Source organism: Streptomyces sp. BA2, from assembly GCF_009769735.1.
Taxonomy (GTDB): domain Bacteria; phylum Actinomycetota; class Actinomycetes; order Streptomycetales; family Streptomycetaceae; genus Streptomyces.
The window spans coordinates 1392585-1416600 of the sequence record NZ_WSRO01000002.1; the positions used below are offsets into that span (position 1 = coordinate 1392585).

The 24016-nt window shown below is 70.6% G+C and carries 21 protein-coding genes; 13 read left to right on the forward strand and 8 right to left on the reverse strand.

Annotation, left to right across the window (positions count from 1 at the left end; genetic code table 11):
• Nucleotides 1-55: 55 nt before the first annotated feature.
• From E5671_RS08845 to E5671_RS08860, 4 genes are read right to left on the reverse strand one after another with little or no spacing between them, the layout of a single operon-like run.
• On the reverse strand, nt 56-607 hold the full coding sequence (locus E5671_RS08845; protein WP_160503289.1) for a hypothetical protein: 552 nt from the start codon (nt 605-607) through the stop codon (nt 56-58).
• Between the two features lie 6 nt (nt 608-613).
• Complete coding sequence (locus E5671_RS08850) at nt 614-1480, reverse strand: carbohydrate ABC transporter permease (protein WP_160503290.1); 867 nt, start codon at nt 1478-1480, stop codon at nt 614-616.
• Nucleotides 1477-2478: a carbohydrate ABC transporter permease gene (locus E5671_RS08855; protein WP_443032781.1), complete on the reverse strand. Its 1002-nt coding sequence runs from the start codon at nt 2476-2478 to the stop codon at nt 1477-1479. Before E5671_RS08855 ends, E5671_RS08850 begins: the two co-directional genes overlap by 4 nt.
• Nucleotides 2478-3779, reverse strand: coding sequence for an extracellular solute-binding protein (locus E5671_RS08860; protein WP_160503291.1), 1302 nt, complete (start codon nt 3777-3779; stop codon nt 2478-2480). The genes E5671_RS08855 and E5671_RS08860 overlap by 1 nt, the downstream gene beginning before the upstream one ends.
• Nucleotides 3780-4080: 301 nt before the next feature.
• On the opposite strand from E5671_RS08860, the gene E5671_RS08865 reads away from it, so the two are divergent.
• The 12 genes from E5671_RS08865 (at nt 4081) to E5671_RS08920 (ending at nt 17710) form a co-directional block, all read left to right on the forward strand.
• Nucleotides 4081-4725: a GntR family transcriptional regulator gene (locus E5671_RS08865; RefSeq protein ID WP_160503292.1), complete on the forward strand. Its 645-nt coding sequence runs from the start codon at nt 4081-4083 to the stop codon at nt 4723-4725.
• Nucleotides 4722-5651 carry a dihydrodipicolinate synthase family protein gene (locus E5671_RS08870; protein WP_160503293.1) on the forward strand — a complete coding sequence of 310 codons (930 nt, stop codon included), beginning with the start codon at nt 4722-4724 and terminating at the stop codon, nt 5649-5651. Before E5671_RS08865 ends, E5671_RS08870 begins: the two co-directional genes overlap by 4 nt.
• Nucleotides 5648-7363, forward strand: a complete 1716-nt coding sequence (gene araD, locus E5671_RS08875; RefSeq protein ID WP_160503294.1) for an L-arabinonate dehydratase — start codon at nt 5648-5650, stop codon at nt 7361-7363. The genes E5671_RS08870 and araD overlap by 4 nt, the downstream gene beginning before the upstream one ends.
• Before the next feature lie 116 nt (nt 7364-7479).
• Entirely contained in the window at nt 7480-8436 is a 957-nt protein-coding gene (locus tag E5671_RS08880; protein WP_160503295.1) for a carbohydrate ABC transporter permease, read from the forward strand.
• Nucleotides 8437-8468: 32 nt separating this feature from the next.
• Entirely contained in the window at nt 8469-9344 is an 876-nt protein-coding gene (locus E5671_RS08885; protein WP_160510072.1) for a carbohydrate ABC transporter permease, read from the forward strand.
• A complete protein-coding gene (locus tag E5671_RS08890; RefSeq protein ID WP_160503296.1) occupies nt 9341-10606 on the forward strand; it encodes a Gfo/Idh/MocA family protein in 1266 nt (421 codons plus the stop codon). Before E5671_RS08885 ends, E5671_RS08890 begins: the two co-directional genes overlap by 4 nt.
• A 91-nt stretch (nt 10607-10697) precedes the next feature.
• Entirely contained in the window at nt 10698-11552 is an 855-nt protein-coding gene (locus tag E5671_RS46145) for a PmoA family protein (RefSeq protein WP_160503297.1), read from the forward strand.
• On the forward strand, nt 11549-13099 hold the full coding sequence (locus E5671_RS08900; RefSeq protein WP_160503298.1) for a family 43 glycosylhydrolase: 1551 nt from the start codon (nt 11549-11551) through the stop codon (nt 13097-13099). Before E5671_RS46145 ends, E5671_RS08900 begins: the two co-directional genes overlap by 4 nt.
• 3 nt (nt 13100-13102) lie before the next feature.
• Entirely contained in the window at nt 13103-14449 is a 1347-nt protein-coding gene (locus E5671_RS08905; protein ID WP_160503299.1) for an ABC transporter substrate-binding protein, read from the forward strand.
• Nucleotides 14446-15264 carry a GDSL-type esterase/lipase family protein gene (locus E5671_RS08910; protein WP_160503300.1) on the forward strand — a complete coding sequence of 273 codons (819 nt, stop codon included), beginning with the start codon at nt 14446-14448 and terminating at the stop codon, nt 15262-15264. Before E5671_RS08905 ends, E5671_RS08910 begins: the two co-directional genes overlap by 4 nt.
• Nucleotides 15265-15299: 35 nt before the next feature.
• Nucleotides 15300-16577 (forward strand): pectate lyase family protein, encoded by a 1278-nt coding sequence (locus E5671_RS08915; protein ID WP_160503301.1) that lies wholly within the window; start codon nt 15300-15302, stop codon nt 16575-16577.
• Nucleotides 16578-16594: 17 nt separating this feature from the next.
• Nucleotides 16595-17710, forward strand: coding sequence for a pectinesterase family protein (locus tag E5671_RS08920; protein ID WP_160503302.1), 1116 nt, complete (start codon nt 16595-16597; stop codon nt 17708-17710).
• Here the strand turns inward: E5671_RS08920 and E5671_RS08925 are convergent.
• The 3 genes from E5671_RS08925 to E5671_RS08935 all read right to left on the reverse strand — a co-directional run bounded on the left by E5671_RS08925 (nt 17655) and on the right by E5671_RS08935 (nt 22373).
• Entirely contained in the window at nt 17655-18815 is a 1161-nt protein-coding gene (locus E5671_RS08925; protein WP_160503303.1) for an MFS transporter, read from the reverse strand. The genes E5671_RS08920 and E5671_RS08925 overlap by 56 nt on opposite strands.
• 76 nt (nt 18816-18891) lie before the next feature.
• Nucleotides 18892-20607, reverse strand: coding sequence for an ABC transporter ATP-binding protein (locus tag E5671_RS08930; RefSeq protein WP_160503304.1), 1716 nt, complete (start codon nt 20605-20607; stop codon nt 18892-18894).
• Nucleotides 20604-22373 carry an ABC transporter ATP-binding protein gene (locus tag E5671_RS08935; RefSeq protein WP_443032586.1) on the reverse strand — a complete coding sequence of 590 codons (1770 nt, stop codon included), beginning with the start codon at nt 22371-22373 and terminating at the stop codon, nt 20604-20606. Before E5671_RS08935 ends, E5671_RS08930 begins: the two co-directional genes overlap by 4 nt.
• A 124-nt stretch (nt 22374-22497) precedes the next feature.
• Between E5671_RS08935 and E5671_RS08940 the strand changes: the two genes are divergently transcribed.
• Nucleotides 22498-23205: a TetR/AcrR family transcriptional regulator gene (locus tag E5671_RS08940; protein ID WP_160503305.1), complete on the forward strand. Its 708-nt coding sequence runs from the start codon at nt 22498-22500 to the stop codon at nt 23203-23205.
• Here the strand turns inward: E5671_RS08940 and E5671_RS08945 are convergent.
• The gene (locus E5671_RS08945; protein WP_160503306.1) at nt 23109-23954 is read right to left on the reverse strand and encodes an ArsR/SmtB family transcription factor; all 846 of its coding nucleotides are present in this window, start codon (nt 23952-23954) and stop codon (nt 23109-23111) included. The genes E5671_RS08940 and E5671_RS08945 overlap by 97 nt on opposite strands.
• Nucleotides 23955-24016 lie beyond the last annotated feature (62 nt).

The window sequence follows — 24016 nt, forward strand, 5'->3', positions numbered from 1 at the left end:
CGTGCCCTGGTGGCCCCCCGGCCGGAGGCTGTGGCAGGGAGTTTGACGACAGGGCCTAGGGCACGGAGCGGCGTTCGACGGCGAGGGTCGCCGCCGCGACCATGCCCAGGGCGGGCGCCGCCAGTGGTGTGGCGAACCACGCGGATGCCGCGACTACTGCGAAGCCGCACACGATCACCAGGGAACCTGCCGGGTCCCGCAGTGTGCGGGGCGCCGCCCCCGTCAGGAGTGCGCGCCACGACGCGCCGGGCCGCCAGTTCACTGCGGCCCGCAGCCCGGCGACGACCAGGGCGAACAGCGCGAGCACACCGACCGCGCCGACCAGCGGGCCGCCGGGCAGCCCGGCCCGTACGAACGCCAGGTCGGCGAGGACCAGGGCAAGAGCCACCCACCCTGCCAGGCCGACGAGCCAGCCGTGCCGTGTCGCCGACCGCAGGTCCGCGGCGAACTCCCGCCAGCCGCCCGGCTCATGGGACAAGTGCCGGTTCAGGTGACGGGCGCCCGCAGCGAAGGCGGCGGGCAGCGTGACCAGGGGCAGGGCGGCGAGCGCGATCCACACGCCGGTCAGCAGACATTCGGCGAAGGTCCCGAAGTGCTTCACTCGCATCCGCGCTCAGCCCTTCAGACCCGACGTGGCCATACCGTCGATCAGATACCGCTGGAAGGCCAGGAAGAACGCGAGGACGGGCAGCAGCGCGATGAGGGACATGGCGATCATTCCGCCGTAGTTGGCGACGCCCTCCTGGTCGACGAACATCTTCAGGCCCAGCGAGACGGTGTACTTCGAGGGATCGTTGAGATAGATCAGCGGCCCCATGAAGTCGTTCCAGGAGTTGATGAAGGTGAAGATCGCGCTGGTGATCAGGGCGGGCCTGCACAGCGGCAGCACGATCGACCAGTAGATCCGCAGGTGCCCGCAGCCGTCGAGCCGTGCCGCCTCGTCCAGTTCCCTGGGCAGGTTCCGCATGAACTGCACCATCAGGAAGACGAAGAAGGCGTCGACCGCCAGGTACTTGCCGAGCAGCAACGGCGTATAGGTGTTGATCAGGCCCATCTTCTGGAACAGCACGTACTGCGGGATCAGGAGCACGTGATACGGGAGCAGCAGGGTGCCGATCATCAGCGCGAAGAACACGTTCCGCCCGGCGAACCTGATCCGCGCGAAGGCGTAACCCGCGAGTGAGCAGGAGAAGAGCACACCCACCACCGAACCGAGCGCCAGGAAGAGGGAGTTGGAGAAGAAGGTGGAGATGGAGATGTCGGCGATGCCGTCGGCGAGACCGGAGTAGTTCGCGACGATGGGGTCGGTCGGGAACAGGTCGAGGCTTCCGACGATCTCGTCGTTCGGCTTGAACGAGCCGCCGATCGCCCAGATCACGGGATAGAGGACCACGGCGAGGACCACCAGGGACCCGATGTGCCAGGCCAGCGAACCGGCGCCGCGACGGCGGCGGCCGGACAGTGCGCTCGGTGCGGTCATCGGGAGCCCTCCTCGTAGTGCACCCAGCGCTTCTGGGACCAGAACAGGACCGCCGTCACGAGGGCCACCGCGAGCAGCAGCATCCAGGCCATGGCGGAGGCGAGGCCCATCCGGCTGTTCTCGAAGCCCTGGACGTAGAGATAGCAGGTGTAGACGAGCGAACCGTCCGCCGGGCCACAGGCGTTGCCGCCCGCGCCGCCGCCGACGATGTACGCCGACGCGAAGATCTGGAAGGAGTGGATGGTCTCCAGGAGGACGTTGAAGAAGAGCACCGGAGAGATCATCGGCAGCGTGATGTTCCAGAACCGCCGCAAGGCGCCCGCGCCGTCCACCTCCGCCGCCTCGTACAGTTCGCGCGGCACCTGCTTCAGACCGGCCAGGAAGATGACCATCGGCGCGCCGAACTGCCAGACGGTGAGCGCGATCAGGCTGTAGATGATCCACTGCGGGTCACCGGTCCAGCCGCCGACGTCCATGCCGAAGATCGCCCGCTGCGTACGGTCGACGATGGCGTCGTCCGAGAAGATCGCCTTCCAGACGACGGCGATCGAGACGCTGGCGCCGATCAGGGACGGCGCGTAGAACGCGGCCCGGTAGAAGGCCTGCCCGCGCCGCTTCTGGTTGAGCAGCAGCGCCACGCCGAGGGCCGCCGCCAGCTTGAGCGGGGTGCCGACGACGACGTACCAGAGCGTCACCTCCACCGACTTGCGCCAGCGCGGGTCGCCGAACATCTCGGTGAAGTTGTCGAGGCCGATCCACTTGGGGGCGTCGAACAGGTTGTAGTCGGTGAACGCGAAGTAGAGCGAGGCGACCATGGGTCCTGCCGTGAGGAGCAGGAATCCCGCGAGCCACGGCGACATGAAGAGGAGCCCGGCGATGTTCTCGCCCCGCCGTCGCCGCCGCGCGGCCGCGGGGAGGCGGGCACCGCGCGGCGGCTTCGGCTTCTCGGGGGCGGGCGGGGCGGCGGAGGCCTGGAGGGGCGCCATCGTGCCGCCCATCAGGAACCGAGCGCGGTCTTGCACTCGGTGAAGAACTGCTTCACCGCTTCGTCCACCGACCGCTCCCCCAGGGCCAGTTCCTCGGCGATGCGCAGGAACGCCGCCTCGCAGACGTCGGCGCCCGCCGGGTGCGGTGTGATGGTCTCCAGGACATCGGCGTCGACCAGTTGCTCCTCGTACGCGGCGATCTCCTTGTTGACCGCGGCGATCACCTTGTCCTTCTCCTCGGCGGGCCTGTACGCCTCGTACTGCGCGGTCGTGGTGGGCACCCCGCGGTCGTAGCCCATGATCTTGGCGACCTCGGGGTCGTGCACCATGAAGTCGATGAACTGCGCGACTTCCTTGGGGTGCTGGGTGCGCTTGGAGCCGCTGAGCATCAGCGAGCCGAGGTACTGCCCCGTCTTCTTGCCGTCGGTGGTCGGGATGGGCGCGAGGCCGTACTCGCTCTTGCCCTCGGCGGTGTAGCGGACGGTGAAGTTGTCCCAGGTGAACTCGGACGCGGCGATCTCGGCGGCCACGGCCGACTTGGGCTTGATCTGGGCGACTTTCTTCGGGTCGGCGTAGATCCCCGACTTCACTCCGGCGTACCCCTTGGTCCACCACTCCTTGAGGTCGGCCTCGTCGAAGCCGAGGCCGTCCTCGGTGAAGAAGGCCTTGCCCTGCTGGCGCAGGTAGGGGTCGTAGAGGTACATGACGCCGTAGAGGCCGCTGTCCCCGGACCTGCCCTGCTTGCGGATCTTCTCCATCGCGGCGTGGAAGTCGTCCCAGGTCCAGCCCATCTTCGGGGTGACCCCGGCCTTCTCGAAGACGGGCTTGTCGATGACCAGGGCCATGGAGTTGCTGCCCACGGGTACGCCGAGCAGCTTGCCGTCGACCTCGCCGAACTTCTCCAGGCCCGCGCGGAAGCCGTCCATGCGCAGGTTGCCCGCCTCGGCCTGTGCGTTCAGGTCGAGCAGTACGTTGCGTTGGTCGTACTTGCGCAGGAAGCCGATCGCGTTCTGGAAGACGTCGGGCGGATTCCCGCCGGACGCCTGGGTGTTGAACTTCTTCCAGAAGTCGAGGTAGGGCTGGAAGTCCGTCTTCACCTTGATCTTCGGGTGCTTCTTCTCGAAGAGCTCGATGGTCCGGTTGATCCGCTTGGCGCGGTCGTCGGAGCCCCACCACGCGTACCGGATGGTGACGGTTCCGTCCCCCGACCCGCTTCCGCCGCCGCAGCCCGCCGCGGTGAGCCCGAGGGCCGCCAGCGAGCCGCCGGCCAGCTTCAACAGGCCGCGCCTGTCAACTTCCCCATGCGTCGGCACAGTTCGTCCTCCGTCAGTACGTGCGGTACCTGTCAGTACGCGATTGAATCGTTTTAGGAAAGCGCTTGCCGGGACAAGGTAGGGAGTTGGGGTGAGTACGTCAACGGTTCGCACAGGAACGGTCGAAGCGCTTCGAGCAACTCAACGGCCTTTCCTGCACGAAACATTGACGCGGGGCGACGGGCGCCTTAGCTTCATCGCGTCGTACTTCGTACGTCATATATGAGACGCGATACGCGATGACTGCACGACGGCTGCACGCGACGACCGCACGACGGCTGCACGACGACTGAGAGCATCGATGAACTTTGCGCCCCACCCCATCCCCTCGCGCACGCAGTACGTGCTCGAGGCGGTCAAGCACCGCATCCTCACCGGGCAGTTGGCGCCCGGCCAGCCCCTCGTCGAGACCGATCTTGCCGCCCAGTTCGCGGTCTCCAAGACGCCCGTACGGGAAGCGTTGAAGACACTCGCCGGGACCGGTCTCGTCGTCATGAGCCAGTACAAGGGCGCCACCGTGCGCACGGTGGACGCGGCCATGGCGCAGGAGGTCTACGACGTACGGCTGCTGCTCGAACCGGAGGCCCTGCGGCGCACCGTCCGCAGCGGCGCCCTCCTGGAGGAGGCGCGCGAAGCCCTGGAACGGGCGGACACCGCGGCGGACGCGGCCGAACGCTCCCTGGCCAACCGGGAGTTCCACCGCGCGCTCTACGTCCCGTGCGGCAACCCACTGCTGTCCCGGATGCTCGACGAGGTACGGGACCAGGCGGCCTTGGTCTCCGCCGTCGCCTGGGCGACCCTGCCCTCCTGGGAGCGGGAGGCCGCCGAGCACCGGGAGATCCTGCGGCTCGCCCTCGCGGGGGAAGCCGACGCGGCGGCGCGCGGACTCCACGACCACATCGCCTCGTTCGTGCGGCGGGCGTTCCCGGAGGGGGAGCTTTCATGACCGGAACCAGCCACCACGACCCCCGTTTCGATGAGCTGCGTTCGGCCCTCGCCGATGTCGTCGCGATCCCCGTGACGCCGTTCGCCGAGGACGGCACCGTGGACCGGGACGCCTACCGCGCCCTGGTCCGGCGTCTGACCGACGGCGGCGTGCGCACCCTCACCCCGAACGGCAACACCGGCGAGTTCTACGCGCTCGACCCCGAGGAGCGGCGCCTGGTCACCGAGTTGACCATGGAGGAGGCGGCCCGCAGCGGCGCCTTCGTCCTCGTCGGTGTCGGCCATGACCTGCCGACCGCGATCTCCGCCGCCCGGCACGCGCGGGACACCGGCGCACACATGGTGATGGTCCATCAGCCGGTGCATCCGTACGTGTCCCAGGACGGCTGGGTCGACTACCACCGTGCCGTCGCCGACGCCGTGCCCGAGCTGGGCGTCGTCCCGTACATCCGCAATCCCCGGCTTGACGGTCGACGCCTGGCGGATCTGGGTGCGTTGTGCCCCAACGTGATCGGCGCGAAGTACGCCACGCCGGATGCCGCCGCCTTCGCCGCGTTCGCTCGGGACGCGGGGCTCGGCCGCTTCGTGTGGGTGGCGGGGCTCGCCGAGCTGTACGCGCCCGCCTACTGGGCCGTCGGCGCCACCGGCTTCACATCGGGCCTGGTCAACGTGGCGCCCGAGGTGTCGCTCGGCATGCTTCAGGCCCTGCGGGCAGGCGACTATCCGGCGGCCATGGACGTCTGGGAGCGGATCCGGCGCTTCGAGGAGCTGCGGGCCGCCGACCAGTCCGCGGACAACGTCACCGTCGTCAAGGAGGCCCTGGCCGCGCTCGGTCTCTGCCGCCGCGAGGTACGCCCGCCGAGCCGGGTCCTGCCCGTCGAGCGGCGCGACGAGATAGCGGCGCTTGTGAAGGCGTGGTCGGTATGAGGCCGGAGGAGCTGCGCAGCCACCAGTGGTACGGCACGGACGGGCTTCGGTCCTTCAGCCACCGGGCGCGCACCCGGCAGCTCGGGTATCTGCCCGAGGAGCATCTGGGCAAGCCCGTCATCGCGGTCCTCAACACCTGGTCCGACATCAACCCCTGTCACGTCCATCTGCGCGACCGTGCCCAGGCTGTCAAGCGCGGGGTGTGGCAGGCGGGCGGCTTCCCCCTCGAATTCCCCGTCTCCACGCTCTCGGAGACGTTCCAGAAGCCGACCCCGATGCTCTACCGCAACCTCCTCGCCATGGAGACCGAGGAGCTGCTGCGGTCCTATCCGGTCGACGGCGCCGTGCTGATGGGCGGTTGCGACAAGACGACGCCCGCCCTGCTCATGGGCGCCGCGAGCGCCGACCTTCCTGCCGTCTTCGTGCCCGCCGGGCCCATGCTTCCCGGGCACTGGCGCAACGAGGTGCTCGGTTCCGGCACCGACATGTGGAAGTACTGGGACGACAAGCGTGCCGGCCTCATCGGCGACTGCGAACTGGCCGAGCTGGAGAGCGGGTTGGCCCGCTCCCCCGGCCACTGCATGACCATGGGCACCGCCTCCACGCTGACGGCCGCGGCCGAGGCGCTCGGCGTGACGATGCCCGGCGCCTCCTCCATCCCCGCGGTGGACTCCGGGCACGACCGGATGGCGGCCGCGTCCGGGATGCGGATCGTCGAACTCGTCCGCCAGGACCTTAAGTTGTCCGCGCTCCTGACGCCGGAGGCGTACGAGGACGCTGTCTCCACTGTCCTCGCGCTCGGCGGCTCCACCAACGCCGTGATCCACCTGATCGCCATGGCGGGCCGCAGCGGCGTACGGCTCACGCTCGACGACTTCGACCGGATCGCGCGGACCGTGCCGGTGCTCGCCAACCTGCGCCCCGGCGGGCAGTACCTCATGGAGGACTTCCACTTCGCGGGCGGACTCCCGGCGTTCCTGGCCCAGTTGACCGATGTGCTCCATCTGGACCGGCCCACCGTCGCCCACGACACGCTGCGCGAGCAGCTCGCGGGCGCCACCGTGCACAATCCCGAAGTCATCCGGCCTCGCGACAAGCCGCTGGCCGACGAGGGCGGCGTGGCGGTCCTGCGCGGCAACCTCTGCCCGGACGGCGCCGTCATCAAGCACATCGCCGCCGAGCCGCACCTGCTGCGGCACACCGGCCCCGCGGTCGTCTTCGACGACTACCGGCAGATGCAGCGGACCATCAACGACCCGGAGCTCGGCATCACCGCCGACCACGTCCTCGTGCTGCGCGGCTCGGGCCCCAAGGGAGGGCCCGGCATGCCCGAGTACGGCATGCTCCCGATCCCCGACCACCTGCTCAAGCAGGGGGTGCGCGACATGGTGCGCATCTCCGACGCACGGATGAGCGGCACGTCGTACGGCGCGTGCGTGCTGCACATCGCGCCCGAGTCGCACGTGGGCGGGCCGCTCGCCCTCGTCCGTACGGGAGACCCGATCACCCTGGACGTCGAGGCGCGCTCACTCCATCTCGGTGTCTCCGAGGAGGAGTTGGCGCTTCGGCGGGCCGCGTGGACGCCGCCGCCCGTGCGTTACGGACGCGGCTACGGCGCGCTTTACAACGAGCAGATCACCCAGGCCGACACCGGCTGCGACTTCGCGTTCCTGGCCCGCGAGGGCGAGGTCCCCGACCCGTACGCGGGCTGAGCCCCTTCCCTCTCCCAGCTCTTCCAGCTCTGCCATTTGCACGAGATTTCGAACAACGTCTGCGAAGCGCTTCATCTCGCCGACTGTGTGCCGCCCCTCAGAACGGAGAAGCAGACATGGCCTCAGCTGTGGCGAAAGCGCCACCGCAGCCACCGCCCCGGCGCCGCACCCCGGGTGGGCGGCGGCGCCGAACGGGAGCGACTCCGCGCCGCCTCCCCTATCTGCTGATCGCGCCGGCCGGGCTCCTGATGATCGGCTTCATCGCCTACCCGGTCATCAGCGTCTTCTACTACAGCCTGCGTCACTACAACCCCACCAAGCCCTGGCGCGACGGCTTCGCGGGCTTCGACAACTTCGTCACCGCGTTCACCGAGGACCCGCAGTTCTGGCAGACGCTCGGCTTCAGCCTGCAGTGGGTGGCCGTCGAGGTCGTCCTGCAGCTGCTCCTCGGCCTCGGGCTCGCGCTGATCGTCAACCAGACCTTCATCGGCCGCGCGATGGCCCGCGCCCTGGTCTTCTCTCCGTGGGCCGTCTCCGGCGTGCTCACCTCGACGATCTGGCTGCTGATCTTCAACTCCCAGACGGGCATCACCCGTTACCTCGCGGACATGGGCATCGGCTCGTACGGAACGTCGTGGCTCTCGGACACCAGCACCGTCTTCCCGGCCGTCGTCGTCGCCGAACTCTGGCGCGGCGTCCCCTTCTTCGCCATCCTCATCCTCGCCGATCTGCAGTCCGTCTCGAAGGATCTGTACGAGGCGGCGGAGGTGGACGGCGCGAGCCGCTTCCGGCAGTTCTTCCACATCACGCTGCCGCACCTGAAGGACGCGATCATCCTCTCCACGCTCCTTCGCGCGGTCTGGGAGTTCAACAACGTCGACCTCCTCTACACCCTCACCGGCGGCGGACCCGCGGGCGAGACGACGACCCTGCCGCTGCGCATCGCGTCCATCGCCGTCGACTCGCACGACTTCGGCTACGCCTCAGCGCTGACCTCCATCGCGTTCGTGATCCTCCTCTTCTGCTCGATGGTCTATCTGCGGCTGAGCAAGTTCGGAGGCCAGGACAAGTGACCACCACTCAGCACCTGGACAGGGAAGCCGCCATGGCGGACACCACCGCACCCGCCGACATCCGCGCCGGTGGCCCGCGCACACCGAAGCGGCGCCCCTGGGACGAGGCCCCCCGCTGGCAGATCTACCTGCCGCTCGGCCTCTACCTCCTCTTCACCATCATCCCGTTCTACTGGATGCTGCTCTTCGCGATCCGCCCGGCGGGCTCGACCTCGCTGCTCCCCTGGCCGATCACCTTCGAGCACTTCGACAAGGTGTGGACCGAGCGCAGCTTCGCGCTCTTCTTCCAGAACAGCCTCATCGTCGGCGCCCTTTCGATGCTGATGACGACGCTCGTCGCCCTCGCCGGCGGCTACGCGCTCGCCCGCTTCGACTTCAAGATCAAGCGCGGCTTCATGCTGGCGCTGCTGTGCTCGCAGTTCATCCCCGGCGCGCTGATGCTGGTGCCGCTCTTCCAGATCTTCGCCAACCTGCAGATGATCAACTCGCTCGGCAGCGTCATCATCGCCGAGACCGTCTTCCAGCTGCCGCTCTCGATGATCCTGATCAGCGGGTTCATCAAGAACGTGCCGTACTCCCTGGAGGAGGCCGCCTGGGTCGACGGCTGCGGACGCTTCCGCGCCTTTTGCGCCGTCGTGCTTCCTCTGCTGCGGCCCGGTCTGATCGCGGTCGGCTCCTTCGCGTTCGTGCACAGCTGGAACCACTTCCTGTTCGCCCTGATGTTCCTCTCCAACCAGGACAAGCAGACGATCCCGGTCGGCCTCGCCACCCTGATGGGCGCCGACAGCGTCGACCTCGGCGCGCTCGCGGCGGGGGGCGTCATCGCGGCCCTGCCCGTCGTGATCGTCTTCGCCTTCATCCAGAAGTGGCTGGTCACGGGGTTCAGCGCCGGGGCGGTGAAGGGATGAGCCCCGGCCCTGGCCCGCACGCGCCCCGCACCCCGCTGCCGCTGGTCCTCGCCGGTGCGCGGGGGCACGGCAGGTGGCATCTGGAGAACATTCGGCGCCTCCAACACGCCGGTCTCGTACGGCTCGTGGGGATCTGTGAGCTCGAACCGCTGACCGGCGCCGAGCTCGAAGGCCTCGGCGAGCCCGCGCAGTCCGCGGACTTCGCCGGGCTGCTCGACGCGACCGGAGCCGCCGTCGCCGTCATCTGTACGCCCATCCCCAGCCACGCCGACCTGGCCGTGGCCGCCGCCGCGCGAGGCGTGCATCTGCTCCTGGAGAAGCCGCCCGCCCCTTCGTACGCCGAGTTCCGGCGGATCACCGACGCGGTGGCCGCCGGGGGCGTGGCCTGCCAGGTCGGGTTCCAGTCGCTCGGCTCGCACGCCGTACCCGCCATCCGCGCCCTGGTCGCCGATGGGGCCATCGGGGAGCCGATGGGCGTCGGCGCGGCGGGGGCCTGGGCGCGGGACGAGGCGTACTACCGGCGCGCGCCCTGGGCGGGGCGGCGCCGCCTGGACGGCGTGGACGTCGTGGACGGGGTGCTGACCAACCCCCTCGCCCACGCCGTCGCCACCGCCCTGGCGGTGGACGGCTCCACGCGGGCCGATGACATCGCGCGGGTGGACACGGAGCTGTTCCGCGCCAACGCCATCGAGTCCGACGACACCTCGTTCGTGGGGATCACCACCGCGCGCGGCGGCCGCCTCGGTGTCGCGGCGACCCTCTGCGCCGAGCGCCCCGACGAGCCGTACGTCATCGTCCACGGCACCCGGGGCCGCATCACGTTCTGGTACAAGCAGGACCGGGTGCTCGTGCAGCGCGCCGGGCACGGGCCCGAGGAGGTCCTTCACGGGCGGACGGACCTCCTCGAGAACCTCGTCGGGCATCTCGCGGGCCATGCCGAACTGCTGGTTCCGCCGGCGTCGACGGGCGCCTTCATGAAGGTCGTCGAGGCGGTCCGCACGGCGCCCGATCCGCTCCCCCTGCCGGTCGAGGCGTGGCATTCCGTGCCCGGCGAGCACGAAGGCGTGCGGCGCCGGGTCGTGCACGGCATCGACGGGCTCGTCGCGGCGAGCGCCGACACGCTGTGCGGCTACGCGGAACTCGGCGCGTTCTGGGCGCTGCCGTACGGGGCCCCGGCCGCTCGGCACCCCGAGACTCCGGCCCCCGCACCCGAGCACCGCGTCGGCAGTGCGGTGCCAGACCCGCGGTCCGGTGGGGGCTGATCGCGCAGTTCCCCGCGCCCCTTACCGGGCGCCCTCCCGAGCCAGCCGTCTCTCCATCCCACCGCCGACACCCCACCGAGGTGAGAACGCCATGAACAGAACCGCGACCGACACCGCGCTCATGCTGCGCTGCTCGGGCCGCCCCGTCGGCCGCTACGTCATCCACCCCTCGGCAGGCCCGCGGCTCGCGCCCCGCCCCTACCTCCATCCCGTCCGCACCTTCGGCGGCCTCCCCGTCACCGAGTACGGCCCGGCCGACCACCCGCACCACCTCGGCGTGGGCGTCGCCGTGCCCGACGCGGCTGGGCGCAACTTCTGGGGCGGGCGCACCTACGTACGCGACCAGGGGCCGACCGAGCTCGACAACCACGGTGAACAGCGCCACCTGGAGTTCAAGCTGCGCGACCCCGACGGGTTCGTCGAGGAGATCGGCTGGCTCGACGGGGAGTGCGAGCTGCTGCGCGAGCGGCGCACCGTCGCCGTCACCCCCCTCACCACGTCCGCGTGGGCCCTCGACTTCACGTTCTCCCTCACCAACCCGGCCGCCGCGGAGATCTCGATCGGCAGCCCCGCCACCAACGGCCGCCCCGGCGCCGCCTACGGAGGCTTCTTCTGGCGTGCGCCCAAGGAGGCGCGGGCCCCCGAGGTGTTCACCGCGGACGCCGACGGCGAGGCGGCCGTCCATGGGACCACCGCCGACTGGCTGGCCCTCGCGGGCCATGGCTGGACGCTCGTCTTCGCCGGGGCGACGCCGGAGACGCGGCGCGACCCGTGGTTCGTGCGGACCGCGGAATATCCGGGCGTCGGTTCCTCGCTCGCGCACGCGCGGCGCCTGCCGATCGGCCCCGGCGAGACCGTCGTACGCCGTGTCGTCACCGTCGTCTCCGACGGCCGCCCGAGCCGGGCCGAGGCCGCGGGGCTCGTACGCAAGGCGGTGACCGCGTGAACACGACGGGGGCGGTCAGGACGGGCGACCTCGGTGACGGGACCTATCGGAACCCCGTCCTCGCCGCCGACTGGTCGGACCCCGACATCGTCCGGGTCGGCGACGACTTCTATCTCACCGCGTCCAGCTTCGGGCGCGCCCCTGGCCTGCCGCTGCTGCACTCCCGCGACCTGGTGAACTGGACCCTGATCGGGCACGCCCTGGAGCGCCTGGAACCCGAGGAGTCGTTCGCCGCGCCGCGGCACGACTGCGGGGTGTGGGCGCCGTCGATCCGGCACCACGAGGGGCGGTTCTGGATCTTCTGGGGCGACCCCGACCACGGCGTCTTCCAGATCAACTCCCCCGACATCCGCGGACCTTGGAGCGCCCCGCACCTCCTCAAGGCGGGCAAGGGGCTCATCGACGCCTGCCCGCTGTGGGACGAGGAGCGCGGCGAGGCGTATCTCGTGCACGCGTGGGCCAAGTCGCGCTCCGGCGTCAAGAACCGGCTCACCGGTCACCGCATGAGCCTGGACGGACGTGAACTCCTCGACGAGGGGCGGGTGTTGGTCGACGCCGACCAGCTGCCCGGCTGGTTCACGCTGGAGGGGCCCAAGCTGTACCGCCACGACGGCTGGTTCTGGATCCTCGCCCCGGCCGGCGGGGTGGAGACAGGCTGGCAGGGCGCCTTCCGTTCACGGACCTTCCACGGCCCCTACGAGGAGCGGATCGTCCTGGAGCAGGGCGGCACCGACATCAACGGCCCGCACCAGGGCGGCTGGGTGCGCACCCCGTCCGGCGAAGACTGGTTCCTGCACTTCCAGCAGCGCGGCGCGTACGGCCGGGTGGTCCACCTCCAGCCGCTGCGCTGGCGCACGGACGGCTGGCCGGTGATCGGGGACGACGGCGCCCCCGTCGCCGTACACAAGAAGCCCGACCTGCCCCCGCAGCCCGCGTCCGCGCCCGCCACCGACGACGACTTCCCCGGCGGACGTCACGGCCGCCAGTGGCAGTGGTCCGCCAACCCCCTTGACGGCTGGGCGACTTTGCACGCGGCGGACGGTCTGCGGCTGACCTGCGTCCGGTCCACGGACGCCCACGACCTGCGTCGCCTGCCGCACGTCCTGACCCAGCGCCTTCCGCTCGCGCCGTGCACCGTCGAGGTCGGCCTGCGACTCGACAGCACGGCGGCCGACGCCAGGGCCGGGCTCACCGTGCTCGGTGACGCCTTCAGCTGGATCGGCCTCGAACGCGACGGTGACGGGACGGTCCGCCTCGTCCACCGGTTCGCCGAGTCCGTCGCCGAGCGCGAGCGCGACGCCGAGCACCCGCGCCGAGCGCCCGACGGCACGGCGCGGCTGCGGATCGACATCACGGACGGCGCCCGCTGCCGCTTCTCCGCCGACACCGGCGACGGCTTCCGCCCCTCGGGCCAGGTCTTCGCCGCGACGCCGTGGCGGTGGGTGGGCGCGCTCATCGGCCTGTTCGCCGCCGCCCCCTCGGGCCGGAACGGGGCCGGGACGGCCCTGTTCACGCACTTCCGCATCACCCTCAAAGAAGAGAGCTGAGGCATGACCATCAACACCCCAAGAGGCAGAAGCCGTCGCACGGTAGCCGCCATCGCCATCGCCGCCTCGCTCGCGCTGACCGCCACCGCCTGTGGTGACGACGGCAGCGGGGCCGGCGGGGACAAGGGCAAGGAGGGGTCCGGGAAGGGCGAGATCACCTTCTGGGACAACAACGGCGGTGTCCGTACCGACGTCTGGAAGGAGATCATCAAGGACTTCGAGGCGAAGAACCCGGACATCAACGTCAAGTACGTGCCGATTCCCGCCGAGAGCGTCCAGTCCAAGTACGACACCGCCATCCAGGGCGGCGGTCTTCCGGACGTCGGCGGTGTCGGCGCAGCGATGCTCGCCGGGATCTCCGCGCAGGACGCTCTCGAGCCGTTGGACAACCGGCTGAGCGAGAGCTCCCTTGAGGGCAAGCTGAACCCGGGCATGATCGACAGCGTCCGGGCCGCGGGCGGCGGCAACCGGCTGTTCACGGTGCCGACGTCCGCGAGCAACGGCGTGCTGTACTACCGCACTGACCTGTTCAAGGCCGCTGGACTTGAGGCGCCCACCACCTGGGGCAAGTTCTACAAGGCGGCGGAGAAGCTCACCGACAAGGACGCGAACAAGTTCGGGTACACCATTCGCGGCGGCGAGGGTTCCATCGCGCAGGCGCTCGACGCGGCCTACGGCCAGTCCGGCATCGGATCGTTCTGGGACGGCGAGAAGACCACCGTCAACGACCCGGAGAACGTGGAGGCGTTGGAGAAGTACGTCGCGCTCTACAAGAACAACACCCCCGCGGCCGACGTCAACAACGACTTCAAGAAGATGAACGCCCAGTGGGACACGGGCCAGATCGGCATGCTCAGCCACAACCTCGGCTCCTACACGGACCATGTGAAGGCGCTCGGTGAGGGCAAGTTCCGCGGCCTGCCCAACCCGACGACCGACGCGGGCATCCGCGTCCAGGTCTCCAACCCGGTCGACGGGCTCGGCCTGTTCAAGTCCAGCAAGAAGAAGGCCGCGGCCTGGGAGTTCATCGAGTTCGCGGCCTCGCACGAGTCCAACAGCAAGTGGAACAAGTCGGCGGGCGCCATCCCCGCCAACACCGCGGCCTCCAAGGACGCCTGGGTGAACGAGGCCGAGCCCACGAAGCTGGCCGCCGCCGCGCTCAACGACGGCTCCCTGAAGGTCGTCCAGCTGCCGTACTACCTGCCCGACTGGAACACCATCAGCAAGGCCGACAACGAGCCGAACTACCAGAAGGTCCTGCTCGGCAAGATGTCCGCGAAGGACTTCCTCGACACCCTCGCCGAGCAGCTCAACAAGGCTCAGGCCGAGTGGAACGAACAGAACAAGTGACAGCGCGCCCCGCGCACGGCGTCGGCCGACGCCGTGCGGTCGCGGCCCTCGCGAGCCTTCCGCTCGCGGCGGCCGCGGCCCCGGGGGCCTTCAGCCACTCGAGGAAGGCCGCTCCCGCGAACACGCTCTACATCGCCGGGGACTCCACCGCCGCGCAGAAGTACACGGACGCGGCGCCGGAGACCGGCTGGGGCATGGCCCTTCCCTTCTTCCTCAGCGGCCGTGTGAGGGTCGCCAACCACGCGATGAACGGCCGGAGTTCGAAGAGCTTCGTCGACGAGGGCCGTCTCGCCGTCATCCTGGAGACGATCAGGCCCGGCGACCGCCTCGTCATCCAGTTCGCGCACAACGACGAGAAGAGCGCCGACCCGACGCGCTACACCGAGCCCTGGTCGACGTACCAGGACTATCTGAAGCAGTACGTCGACGGGGCGCGGTCCCGTGGCGCGCGGCCCGTGCTCGCGACCGCCGTGGAGCGCAGGAAGTTCGGAGCGGACGGCACCGCACTGCCCACCCACGGCGAGTATCCGGCGGCGATGCGCGCGCTCGCCGAGGCCGAGGACATCCCGCTGCTCGACGTCCAGGACCTGTCGCTCGCCCTGTGGCAGAAGCTCGGCGTCGAGGAGACCAAGGCGTACTTCAACTGGACCGCCACCGAGCAGGACAACACGCACTTCAATCCGCCGGGCGCGATCGCCGTGGCACGTCTGGTGGCCGCCGAGCTGCTGCACTGCCGGGTGCTCGCGCCGCGGGAGGTGCACCGGCTCGACGACGCGATACCCGAATCCTGGATCACCTGGCCGGAAGGACCGTGACGATGAAGACGACGAGACCGATGAGGGCGCCGCGCATGGCTGTCCGCAGATCCCTCACCCTGCTCGCGGGGTGCACAGCGCTGGCCGTGGCGGTCACGGCCGCCCCGGCTTCGGCCACCGGCGCCCAGCACGACGTGCTGCCGCCCCGCGACGGCTGGGCATCCGCCGACGGCGGGACCAGCGGCGGCGCCGGGGCCGACGCCGCACACACCTACACGGTCACCACCTGGGAGGAGCTGCGGGCCGCGCTCGCGGACGACGCCGGCGCTCCCCGCGTCATCAAGGTCAAGGGCACGCTGAACGCCACGGCCGCCGGCTGCGCCGCGTTCGAGGCCGAGGGCTACGACTTCGACCGCTACCTCGCCGACTACGACCCCGCCGTATGGGGACGTGACACGCCGGTCAGCGGCGCGCAGGAGGACCTGCGGGCGGCGTCGGCGACACGGCAGGGCGCGGCCATCAAGGCGTACGTCCCGGCCGACACGACCATCGTGGGCGTCGGCAGGAACCCCGGGATCGTCGGCGGCAGCCTCCAGATCCAGGGCGTGGACGACGTCGTCGTCCGCAACCTGACCCTGGAGAGCCCGCTGGACTGCTTCCCGCAGTGGGATCCCACGGACGGGGACAGGGGCGCCTGGAACTCCGAGTACGACAGCATGGTCGTCCACGGCTCGACGCATGTGTGGATCGACCACAACACGTTCACCGACGGCGAGCACCCCGACAGTTCGCTGCCGTCCTACTACGGCGAGCTGTACCAGCAACACGACGGCGAGCTGGACGTCGTGCGCGGCGCGGACCTGGTCACCGCATCCTGGAATGTGTTCGCCGACCACGACAAGACCCTGATGATCGGCAACAGCGACAGCGCGGGCGGCACGGACCGAGGCAAGCTGCGGGTCACCCTGCACCACAACGTCTTCCGGGACATCGTCGAGCGGGCGCCGCGCGTCCGCTTCGGGCAGGTCGACGCCTACAACAACCACTACGTGGTCCCGGCGGACGGCTATCAGTACTCCTTCGGCATCGGCCAGGAGTCCCAACTGGTCGCCCAGAAGAACGCGTTCACGCTCCCGGCCGGGGTCAGCGCGGCGAAGATCCTCAAGAAGTGGAAGGAAGCGCCGGTCACCGCCGACGCCAACTACGTCAACGGCAAGCGTGTCGATCTCATCGCCGTCCACAACGCGGAGATGCCGGAGGAGACCCTCCAGTCGGGCGCGGGCTGGACACCGACCCTCAGGACGCGGGTGGACGACCCGCGCGCACTGCCGGGCCTGCTCGCGCGTCACGCGGGCGCGGGCAAGCGTCGCTGAGCCCCGAAGGAGCAGCCATGCCCTCGCACCACTCCCCTGGCCCCCTCCAATTCTCCGTCAGCAGGCGTACGTTGCTCGTGACGGGTGCGGGCGCCGGGGCCGCCCTGGCCATCGGCCGTACGTCGGCCGCTCGCGCCGCCGGGCACCGCCCCACCCGTCGGACCCTGTACGTCGACCCGGCGGGCGGCGGCGACCACACCACCGTGCAGGCCGCCGTGAATGCCGCCTCCGGCCCAGGCTGGACACTGGTCCTCGCTCCGGGCACGTACCGAGAGACGGTCACCGTGCCCGGGACGAGTGCCGGGCTCACCCTCGTCGGCGCGAGCGGTGACCCGCGCGACACGGTCATCGTGTACGACAACGCGGCGGGCACCCCGAAGCCCGACGGGTCCGGCACCTACGGAACCAGCGGTTCGGCCACCACGACCGTGCGCGCCGCCGGTTTCACCGCCCATGCGATCACCTTCGCCAACGACTGGCTGCGCGCCGACCACCCGGACTACACCGGGACCCAGGCCGTCGCGCTCAAGGTCATGGGTGACCGCTCGGCTTTCTTCCGCTGCCGGTTCCTGGGCCACCAGGACACCCTGTACGCCGACACCGCGGACCTGAGTGTCTTCGCCCGCCAGTACTTCCGCGACTGCTACGTGGAGGGGGACGTCGACTTCGTCTTCGGCCGGGCCACCGCCGTCTTCGAGCACTGCCGCTTCCACACGCTCACCCGCAGCGACCTGGCGGCGGCGCCGTACGGCTTCGTCTTCGCGCCGTCCACCGCCGTCGCCAACCCGCGCGGCTATCTCGTCACCCGCAGCCGGGTCACGAGCGGCGCCCCGGACGCGTACTACAAGCTGGCCCGCCCCTGGGTCCCCAGCTCCGACACGACGGCCCGCCCCATGCTGACGGTGCGCGACACCCACTTGGGGCACGGCATCGACGCGGTGGCCCCGTACGCGAACATGCGCGACGCCCACCCCTGGCAGGCCCAGCGGTTCGCCGAGCACCGGAACACGGGACCTGGCGCGGTCGTCACGGTCCCGGAGAACCGTCCCCAACTCACCCGTGCCCAGGCCGAGTCCGCTACACGCGCCGCTTACCTGACGGACTGGACACCGTCGAGGGAGGACCGCCGCTGAGCCACAGCCACATCGCAGCTCCGGCGAACTGGAACGCGGCGATGCCCAGCATCAGCCCGTCCGCGCCGAGCCGTCCCGCGAACACCCCGGTCAGGGCAGCGCCACCCGCCGACGCGCCGATCTTCAGGCTGCCGCCGGTGGTGTTGACCTGGCCGAGCCGGTCCGGGGGCGACTCGCGCTGGCGGAGCATGAGCGTCGCGGCGAAGAGCGGCCCCTCGGCCAGGCCCGCCGCCACGCAGGCGGCCCACGCCCAGGGCAGCGACGGCACGAGCGCCAGCGCGGCAACGGCCGTGCCGAACCCCAACAGCCCTGCGATCACGGCCCGTTCGGAGCGGGTGGGCGTCAGCCACCGCGACGAGGCGAGCGCGCCCACGAGGGAGCCGAGCGCGAAACAGGCAAGGAGTTGTCCGCCCGCCGCGGGGCCCGCACCGATGTCCTGGCCGAGCAGGACCGCCGCCACCGCGAACCCGCCGTATCCGAACCAGGCGAACATCGTCGACACGGTCAGGGCCCGCAGCACCCGGTTGGCCCCGAGGACCGAGAGCCCGCCCGCCACGACCTGCTTGACGCCCGTCCGCGTGCGCTCCGGCCGGACCTCCGGGGGCGGTATCCGCATCAGGGGAAGGACGAGAAGACCGAGCGCGGCGGTGGCCACGGTCACGATCCCGGTGTGCGCTCCGCCCAGGAGGGCGGCGACCAGCGCGGCGAGGCCCGGCCCCGCGATGGCCGCGATGTTGTAGCTCGACGCCTCAAGGCCGTACGCCCGCGAGAGGCGTTCGGCAGGTACGAACCTCGGCAGCAGACTGGTGAGCGCCACCACGACCGGCTCGACGCAGCCGACCACGGCGGCCACCATCAGCACGAGCACCAGCGGCGATCGCCCCGCCGACAGCATGAGCAGGGTGATCGCGACGGCATACCCGCACGCCAGGGCGACCACGAGTCGGCGCGGCCGGCCGGTCCGGTCGAGGGCGTGCCCGATGACCGGACCGCTCAGCACGTACGGCAGCGTCATCGCGGTCTGTACGAATCCGGCGCTCGCCGCGTTCCCCGTGCGCGCCTGGACGGTGAGTACCAGGGCGGTCGCGGCCCCCTCGGCGGACACTCTGAGCATCGTGGCGGCCGTCAGGTGCGGGCGGAGCAACCGGGGCCTCCTGAGCGCTCGTTCATGGCATGCCGACTCAATCATTCGCCGCCGGTGTCAGAGAGATGTTCCAGAAATCGGCGTACCGGCCGCCGCGGCCCAGGAGTTCGTCGTGACCGCCTTCCTCCACGATCCGGCCGCCGTCCAGGAAGACGACGTGATCGGCGCGTCGGACGGTCCGCATGCGGTGCGCGACCATGACGACCGTCCGGCCCGCCATGAGGCGCTCGATGCCCTCCTGCACCGCGGCCTCGTTCACCGGGTCCAGAGCGGAGGTCACCTCGTCGAGGAGCACGATGGGCGCGTTCTTCAGGAGTGCCCGTGCGATCGACACCCGTTGGCGTTCCCCGCCCGACAGCAGCGCGCCGCCCTCGCCGACATGTGCCGCCCACCCGCCGGGCAGCCGCTCGATCACCTCGTCCAGGCGTGCCGCGGTGGCGGCGGCCCGTACCTCGGAGTCGTCGGCGTCGGGACGGCCGACGCGGATGTTCTCCTCGATCGTGCCGTCGAAGAGGTACACGTTCTGGAAGACGATGGCGATCCGCGACATCAGCACCTCCGTGTCGATGGCGCGCACGTCCACGCCTCCCACGCGTACCGCGCCCGCGTCCACGTCGTAGAACCGCGCGAGCAGTTGCAGCAAGGTGCTCTTGCCCGCTCCCGAGGGTCCGACGACGGCGAGCCGTCGGCCCTGGGGCACGGACAGCGACGCCTCGTCGAAGACTGTGCGTTCCCCGTGGCGGAAGGTGACGGACTCGAACTCCAGGCCGTGGCCCACCGGTTGGACGGGCTCAGCGGGTTCCGGCAGCGGTTCGGCGCGCAGGACCGCGTCGAGTTTCACCAGCACGGACCGTGCGCCGCGGAGCCTGCCCCCGATGTCCGACAGCGAGAGGAGAGGGTCCGCGCAGCGTGCGGCCAGGACCAGGATCGTGAGAATCTCCGCCACCCCGGTGTCGCCGTCGAGGGCGAGGTAGGCGCCAAGGACGAGCAGCCCGGTGAACATCGCCTGCACCGTGAGCGTCAGGCCGACCGCGCCGGGCAGCGCCGACAGCGTGGAGCGGCGCGATGCCCGCTCGACCTCCTGGAGCGAGTCGTCGAGCAGCCGGAAGCGCTCGGCCGTGCGGCCACCGGCCCGCAGCACCGGCTGGACCTGGAGGTACTCGATGACCCGCCCGGTGGCCTCTTCGTCACGTGCGGCGCGTTCCGCGTCTCCCGCGGCCGTCGAGCGTGCCGTCCAGATCTGGATGGCTGCCACGACCGGTACGGCGGCCAGCGCGGCGAGGCCCAGCTGCCAGTTGAAGGCCGTCATCACGGCGACGATCGTCAAGGGCGTCACGCTCGCGGAGATGAACGGGGCAAGGAGATGCGCGATCACGCTCATGGCCTGCAGGACACCGCGGCCCGCCAGGACGGACACCTCCCCGAGGCGGCCCGCTTCGTACCAGCCGATGGGCAGCCGGGCCAGATGATCGCCGAGCCGGTGGTACATGCCGCGCAGGAGCGTGGTCCCGACGTGGAAGCCGGACAGGTCGCTGAGGTAGCGCAGGATCGCGTAGAGCGCGATCGCGGCCCCGAACGCGGTCAGCCAGGGCCAGGCGTCGTCGGGCGCGGGGCCGAACAGGGCCCGCAGCACGGGTACGAGGAGTGCGTAGGACAGTCCTTCCGCGATCGCGGTCACGGTCATCAGGGCCACGGTGCGTCGCACGGGCGGTGCGTACTCGCGCCCGAGGACGCGCAGGAGCAGGCTGATCATCGGGGCTCGTCTCCTTGCGCCACGCCACTGCGGGCTTCGGCCTCGTCGGCCGGTACTGATCGGTGGGATTGCCAGAACGCGGCGAACTGCCGGCCCTGTGCCAGTAGTTGGGCGGGCGTGCCGCGCTCGACGACCGACCCGTCGGCCAGCATCACGACGGTGTCGGCGTCCGTGATCGTCTCCAGGCGGTGCGCGATGACCAGAAGGGTCCGCTCTCCTCCCACTGTCGCCAGTGCCTCACGCACCGCCTGCTCGGTCTGGGGGTCGGCGAAGGCGGTCGCCTCGTCGAGCACCAGTACGGGCGTGTCGGCGAGGAGAGCGCGTGCGAGGGAGATCCGCTGCGCCTCGCCGCCCGAGAGCCCGGCGTCCTGACCGATCACGGACTCGTATCCGCGGGGCAGTTCGAGTATCCGGTCGTGGATGTTCGCAAGACGGGCGGCGCGGACCACGTCCTCGTGGTCGGCGTGCGGCACGGCGAGCGCGATGTTGTCGGCGACGGAGGCGCGCAGCAGGCGTACGTCCTGGAAGACGAAGGAGACCAGGCGGTAGAGGTCGTGGCTGCCGAGTTCGCGCAGATCCACACCGCCGATGGCGACCGAGCCGTGGGCGGGGTCGAAGAACCGCGGCAACAGCTGGACCAGCGTGGACTTTCCGCTGCCCGACGGCCCGACGACGGCGGTGACCGTCCCCGGCTCGAGCACCAGGTCGATCCCCCGCAGCACCTCGTGATCGGCCTCGTATCCGAACCGGACGTCGCGCAGTTCCACCCGGTGCCCTCGCGGGGCGGCGGGATGCGCGGGCTCTGGGAGCGGCTGTACCTCCAGCACGTCCCGGATACGGCCGACGGCGCGCCGGGCGGCCTGCATCTCGTCGAAGCCGTGGCCGAGCGCCGCCACCGGGGCGGTCAGGCCGAGGCCGAGCAGCAGGAAGGGCAGCAGGTCGGCCGGGGCCAGGGAGCCGTCGGTGATCAGGGCCGCAGCGCCGATCAGGACGACGAGCAGGACGAACGGCGGTGAGAGCACCAGTTGCATCCCGGCGGCGATCCGGGAGATGCCGTGCACCCAGCGGTTGAAGGTGCTGACGAAATCGTCGGTGGCGGTGAGGAACGTGCGGTGGGCACGCCCGGACCCACCGAACGTCTTGACCACCGAGATGCCCTGCACGAACTCGACGACGGAACTGGAGATCCGCCCCATGGCCGCGTCGAACTCCTCCTGCTCGCGCAGCCGGGTCGGCGTCATCATCAGAGGGACCAGCGCCACCGCGAGCAATACCGGTATCAGGGTGATCAGGGTGAGCCGCCAGTCGATGGTGAAGAGGTAGATCAGCGACACCAGCGGCACCACGAACGCGGAGACGAGCTCTCCGGGCGTGTGGGCGATGAACGGATGGACGGCTCCGACGTCCTCCCCCACCACCTTGGCCAGTTCGCCGGTCCTGCGCCGGGAGAACCAGCCGATCGGTACGCGTCCGAGGTGGGCGGCGAGTTGGCGGCGGAACGTCAACTGCACCTGGCCGTCCACTACATGCCCGATCCCGGAGGACGCGGCCGTGAACAGCAACCGGACGAACAACCCGGCCGCGCCCGAGATGACGGCCATCCAGACATGACCGCGGTCGGTCGTGCCGGGCGTCAGCAGGGTGCGCCCCAGTTCGACGACCGCCAACAGTGGCGCCAGACCCGCGACGGCGCCGATCACCTGAAGGATCACCACGGCGGCGAAACTTCGGGCGTGCGGGCGCAGCAGCCCTGCCATTCCGCTCATCGTCGCCCACCTTCGCCCGCGCTGCCTCTCAACTTTCGGAACATGTTCCGAAAGTAGCACCGAGACAGGCAGGCTGTGAACACCCGTATCGAGGCGTTGGAGCGCGGGGCGGCATGATGGGGCGATGGCACGATCCCCCGCACCCCACGGCCGCACCGGCCGGCCGCCCGTGACGTCCCGTGCGCAGATCCTGACGGCGGCCCGCGGGCTGATCGACCGGGACGGCTGGGAGAAGCTGACGATCCGGCGGCTCGCCGCCGAGCTCGGCATCGGCGCGACTACCCTGTACCACCACATCCAGAGCAAGGACGATCTACTGCTCCTGCTGCTCAATCACCACGTCGCCCAGGTCGAGCGCCCCCAACTGCCCAGCGAACCAAGGGAGCGCATCCTCGTGGCCACCACGGCGCTGCACAACGCGCTCGCGGCCTGGCCATGGGCCGCGGAGGTCCTGTCGGCCGACGGTTTCGTCGGCCTCCTGGACGAATCGGCGATGTGGATGGTCGAAGCCATCGTGGCCGGAGCCGCCGACCACGGATGCACACCCGAGCAGAGCGTCGACGTCTTCCGCGGACTCTGGTACTACACCGTCGGCGAAGTGCTCGTCCGCGCCCACTCCGCCCGCCGGACCGCCGTCGGCAAGACCTTCGCCTACCGCGACGACCTGGACCCGTCCCAGGTGCCCCACCTGGCCGCCATCGGCGTCCGATGGGCCGCGCTTGCCGCACGGGACATCTACCCCCAGGGGCTCCGCGCGTTCGTCGACGGGCTGCTCGCACAGGCCTCGTCGGCGGCACCCTCATGCCCCTCATGCCCCTCATGCCCCTCATGACCGAGGGCGCCGGGAATGCCCAGCTGTTCCCGTAGCACCGCGTGCCCCTCGTCCGTCACGGTGATCACGCGGGTCGTGCCTCTGCGGACGAGCCAGCCGGCGTCGAGTGCGTGCTGGAAGAACGCGGCGCCCACCGCCCCGGCCAGGTGCTGGCGCCGTTCCGTCCAGTCCAGGCAGGTGCGGACGTGGGCGCGGCGGGAGCCACGGGGGCGGTGGTCGTCGATGCCGAGATCACGCAGCCACGCCTTGCCCGACTCGCTCAGTGAAGGCCCGTAGTCCCAGGTCAGCAGCGACCGTTCGGTCATGGCGTCGGTGATCGCGACCGCGACGTTGCCCGCCAGGTGGTCGTAGCAGCTCCGGGCGTAGGACAGTGCGCGGCGGCGGTGTGCGTCGGCCAGCGAGCGGACCGGCACCGGACGCAGCGGGGCGTGCGAGGCCAGACTCTCGATCATCTCCGCCGTGGACGAGCCCGCCAGGCGCAGATACCGGTGCCGTCCCTGCCGCTCCTGCGACAGGAGCCCGCCCGCGACCAGTTGATGCAGGTGGCCGGTCGCCGTCGAAGGCGCTACCCCCGCATGCCGGGCCAGCTCGGTCGCGGTCCAGGCGCGCCCGTCGAGCAGGGCCAGGCACATCGACGCGCGGGTGCGGTCGGCGAGCAGACCCGCCAGGGAGGCGAGGTCGGGGCCGGTGACGCCGTCCGCCGAGGGGCTCGTGGGGTGGGGCTGGCTCGTGGGGCGGGGCTGGCTCATGCGGAACATTGTGGCGTGACGACACTTCGGCGGTCGCCAAAGTCTCGGCGCTCTAGCGTTCT

Coding starts and splice junctions, on each gene's coding strand:
- E5671_RS08890 (WP_160503296.1), top strand. CDS start 9,341: ATGAGCCCCGGCCCTGGCCCGCACGCGCCCCGCACCCCGCTGCCGCTG.
- E5671_RS08935 (WP_443032586.1), bottom strand. CDS start 22,373: ATGAGCGGAATGGCAGGGCTGCTGCGCCCGCACGCCCGAAGTTTCGCC.
- E5671_RS08915 (WP_160503301.1), top strand. CDS start 15,300: ATGGCTGTCCGCAGATCCCTCACCCTGCTCGCGGGGTGCACAGCGCTG.
- E5671_RS08850 (WP_160503290.1), bottom strand. CDS start 1,480: ATGACCGCACCGAGCGCACTGTCCGGCCGCCGCCGTCGCGGCGCCGGT.
- E5671_RS08945 (WP_160503306.1), bottom strand. CDS start 23,954: ATGAGCCAGCCCCGCCCCACGAGCCAGCCCCACCCCACGAGCCCCTCG.
- E5671_RS08855 (WP_443032781.1), bottom strand. CDS start 2,478: ATGGGCGGCACGATGGCGCCCCTCCAGGCCTCCGCCGCCCCGCCCGCC.
- E5671_RS08870 (WP_160503293.1), top strand. CDS start 4,722: ATGACCGGAACCAGCCACCACGACCCCCGTTTCGATGAGCTGCGTTCG.
- E5671_RS08930 (WP_160503304.1), bottom strand. CDS start 20,607: ATGATCAGCCTGCTCCTGCGCGTCCTCGGGCGCGAGTACGCACCGCCC.
- E5671_RS46145 (WP_160503297.1), top strand. CDS start 10,698: ATGAACAGAACCGCGACCGACACCGCGCTCATGCTGCGCTGCTCGGGC.
- E5671_RS08905 (WP_160503299.1), top strand. CDS start 13,103: ATGACCATCAACACCCCAAGAGGCAGAAGCCGTCGCACGGTAGCCGCC.
- E5671_RS08920 (WP_160503302.1), top strand. CDS start 16,595: ATGCCCTCGCACCACTCCCCTGGCCCCCTCCAATTCTCCGTCAGCAGG.
- araD (WP_160503294.1), top strand. CDS start 5,648: ATGAGGCCGGAGGAGCTGCGCAGCCACCAGTGGTACGGCACGGACGGG.
- E5671_RS08880 (WP_160503295.1), top strand. CDS start 7,480: ATGGCCTCAGCTGTGGCGAAAGCGCCACCGCAGCCACCGCCCCGGCGC.
- E5671_RS08845 (WP_160503289.1), bottom strand. CDS start 607: ATGCGAGTGAAGCACTTCGGGACCTTCGCCGAATGTCTGCTGACCGGC.
- E5671_RS08885 (WP_160510072.1), top strand. CDS start 8,469: ATGGCGGACACCACCGCACCCGCCGACATCCGCGCCGGTGGCCCGCGC.
- E5671_RS08940 (WP_160503305.1), top strand. CDS start 22,498: ATGGCACGATCCCCCGCACCCCACGGCCGCACCGGCCGGCCGCCCGTG.
- E5671_RS08865 (WP_160503292.1), top strand. CDS start 4,081: ATGAACTTTGCGCCCCACCCCATCCCCTCGCGCACGCAGTACGTGCTC.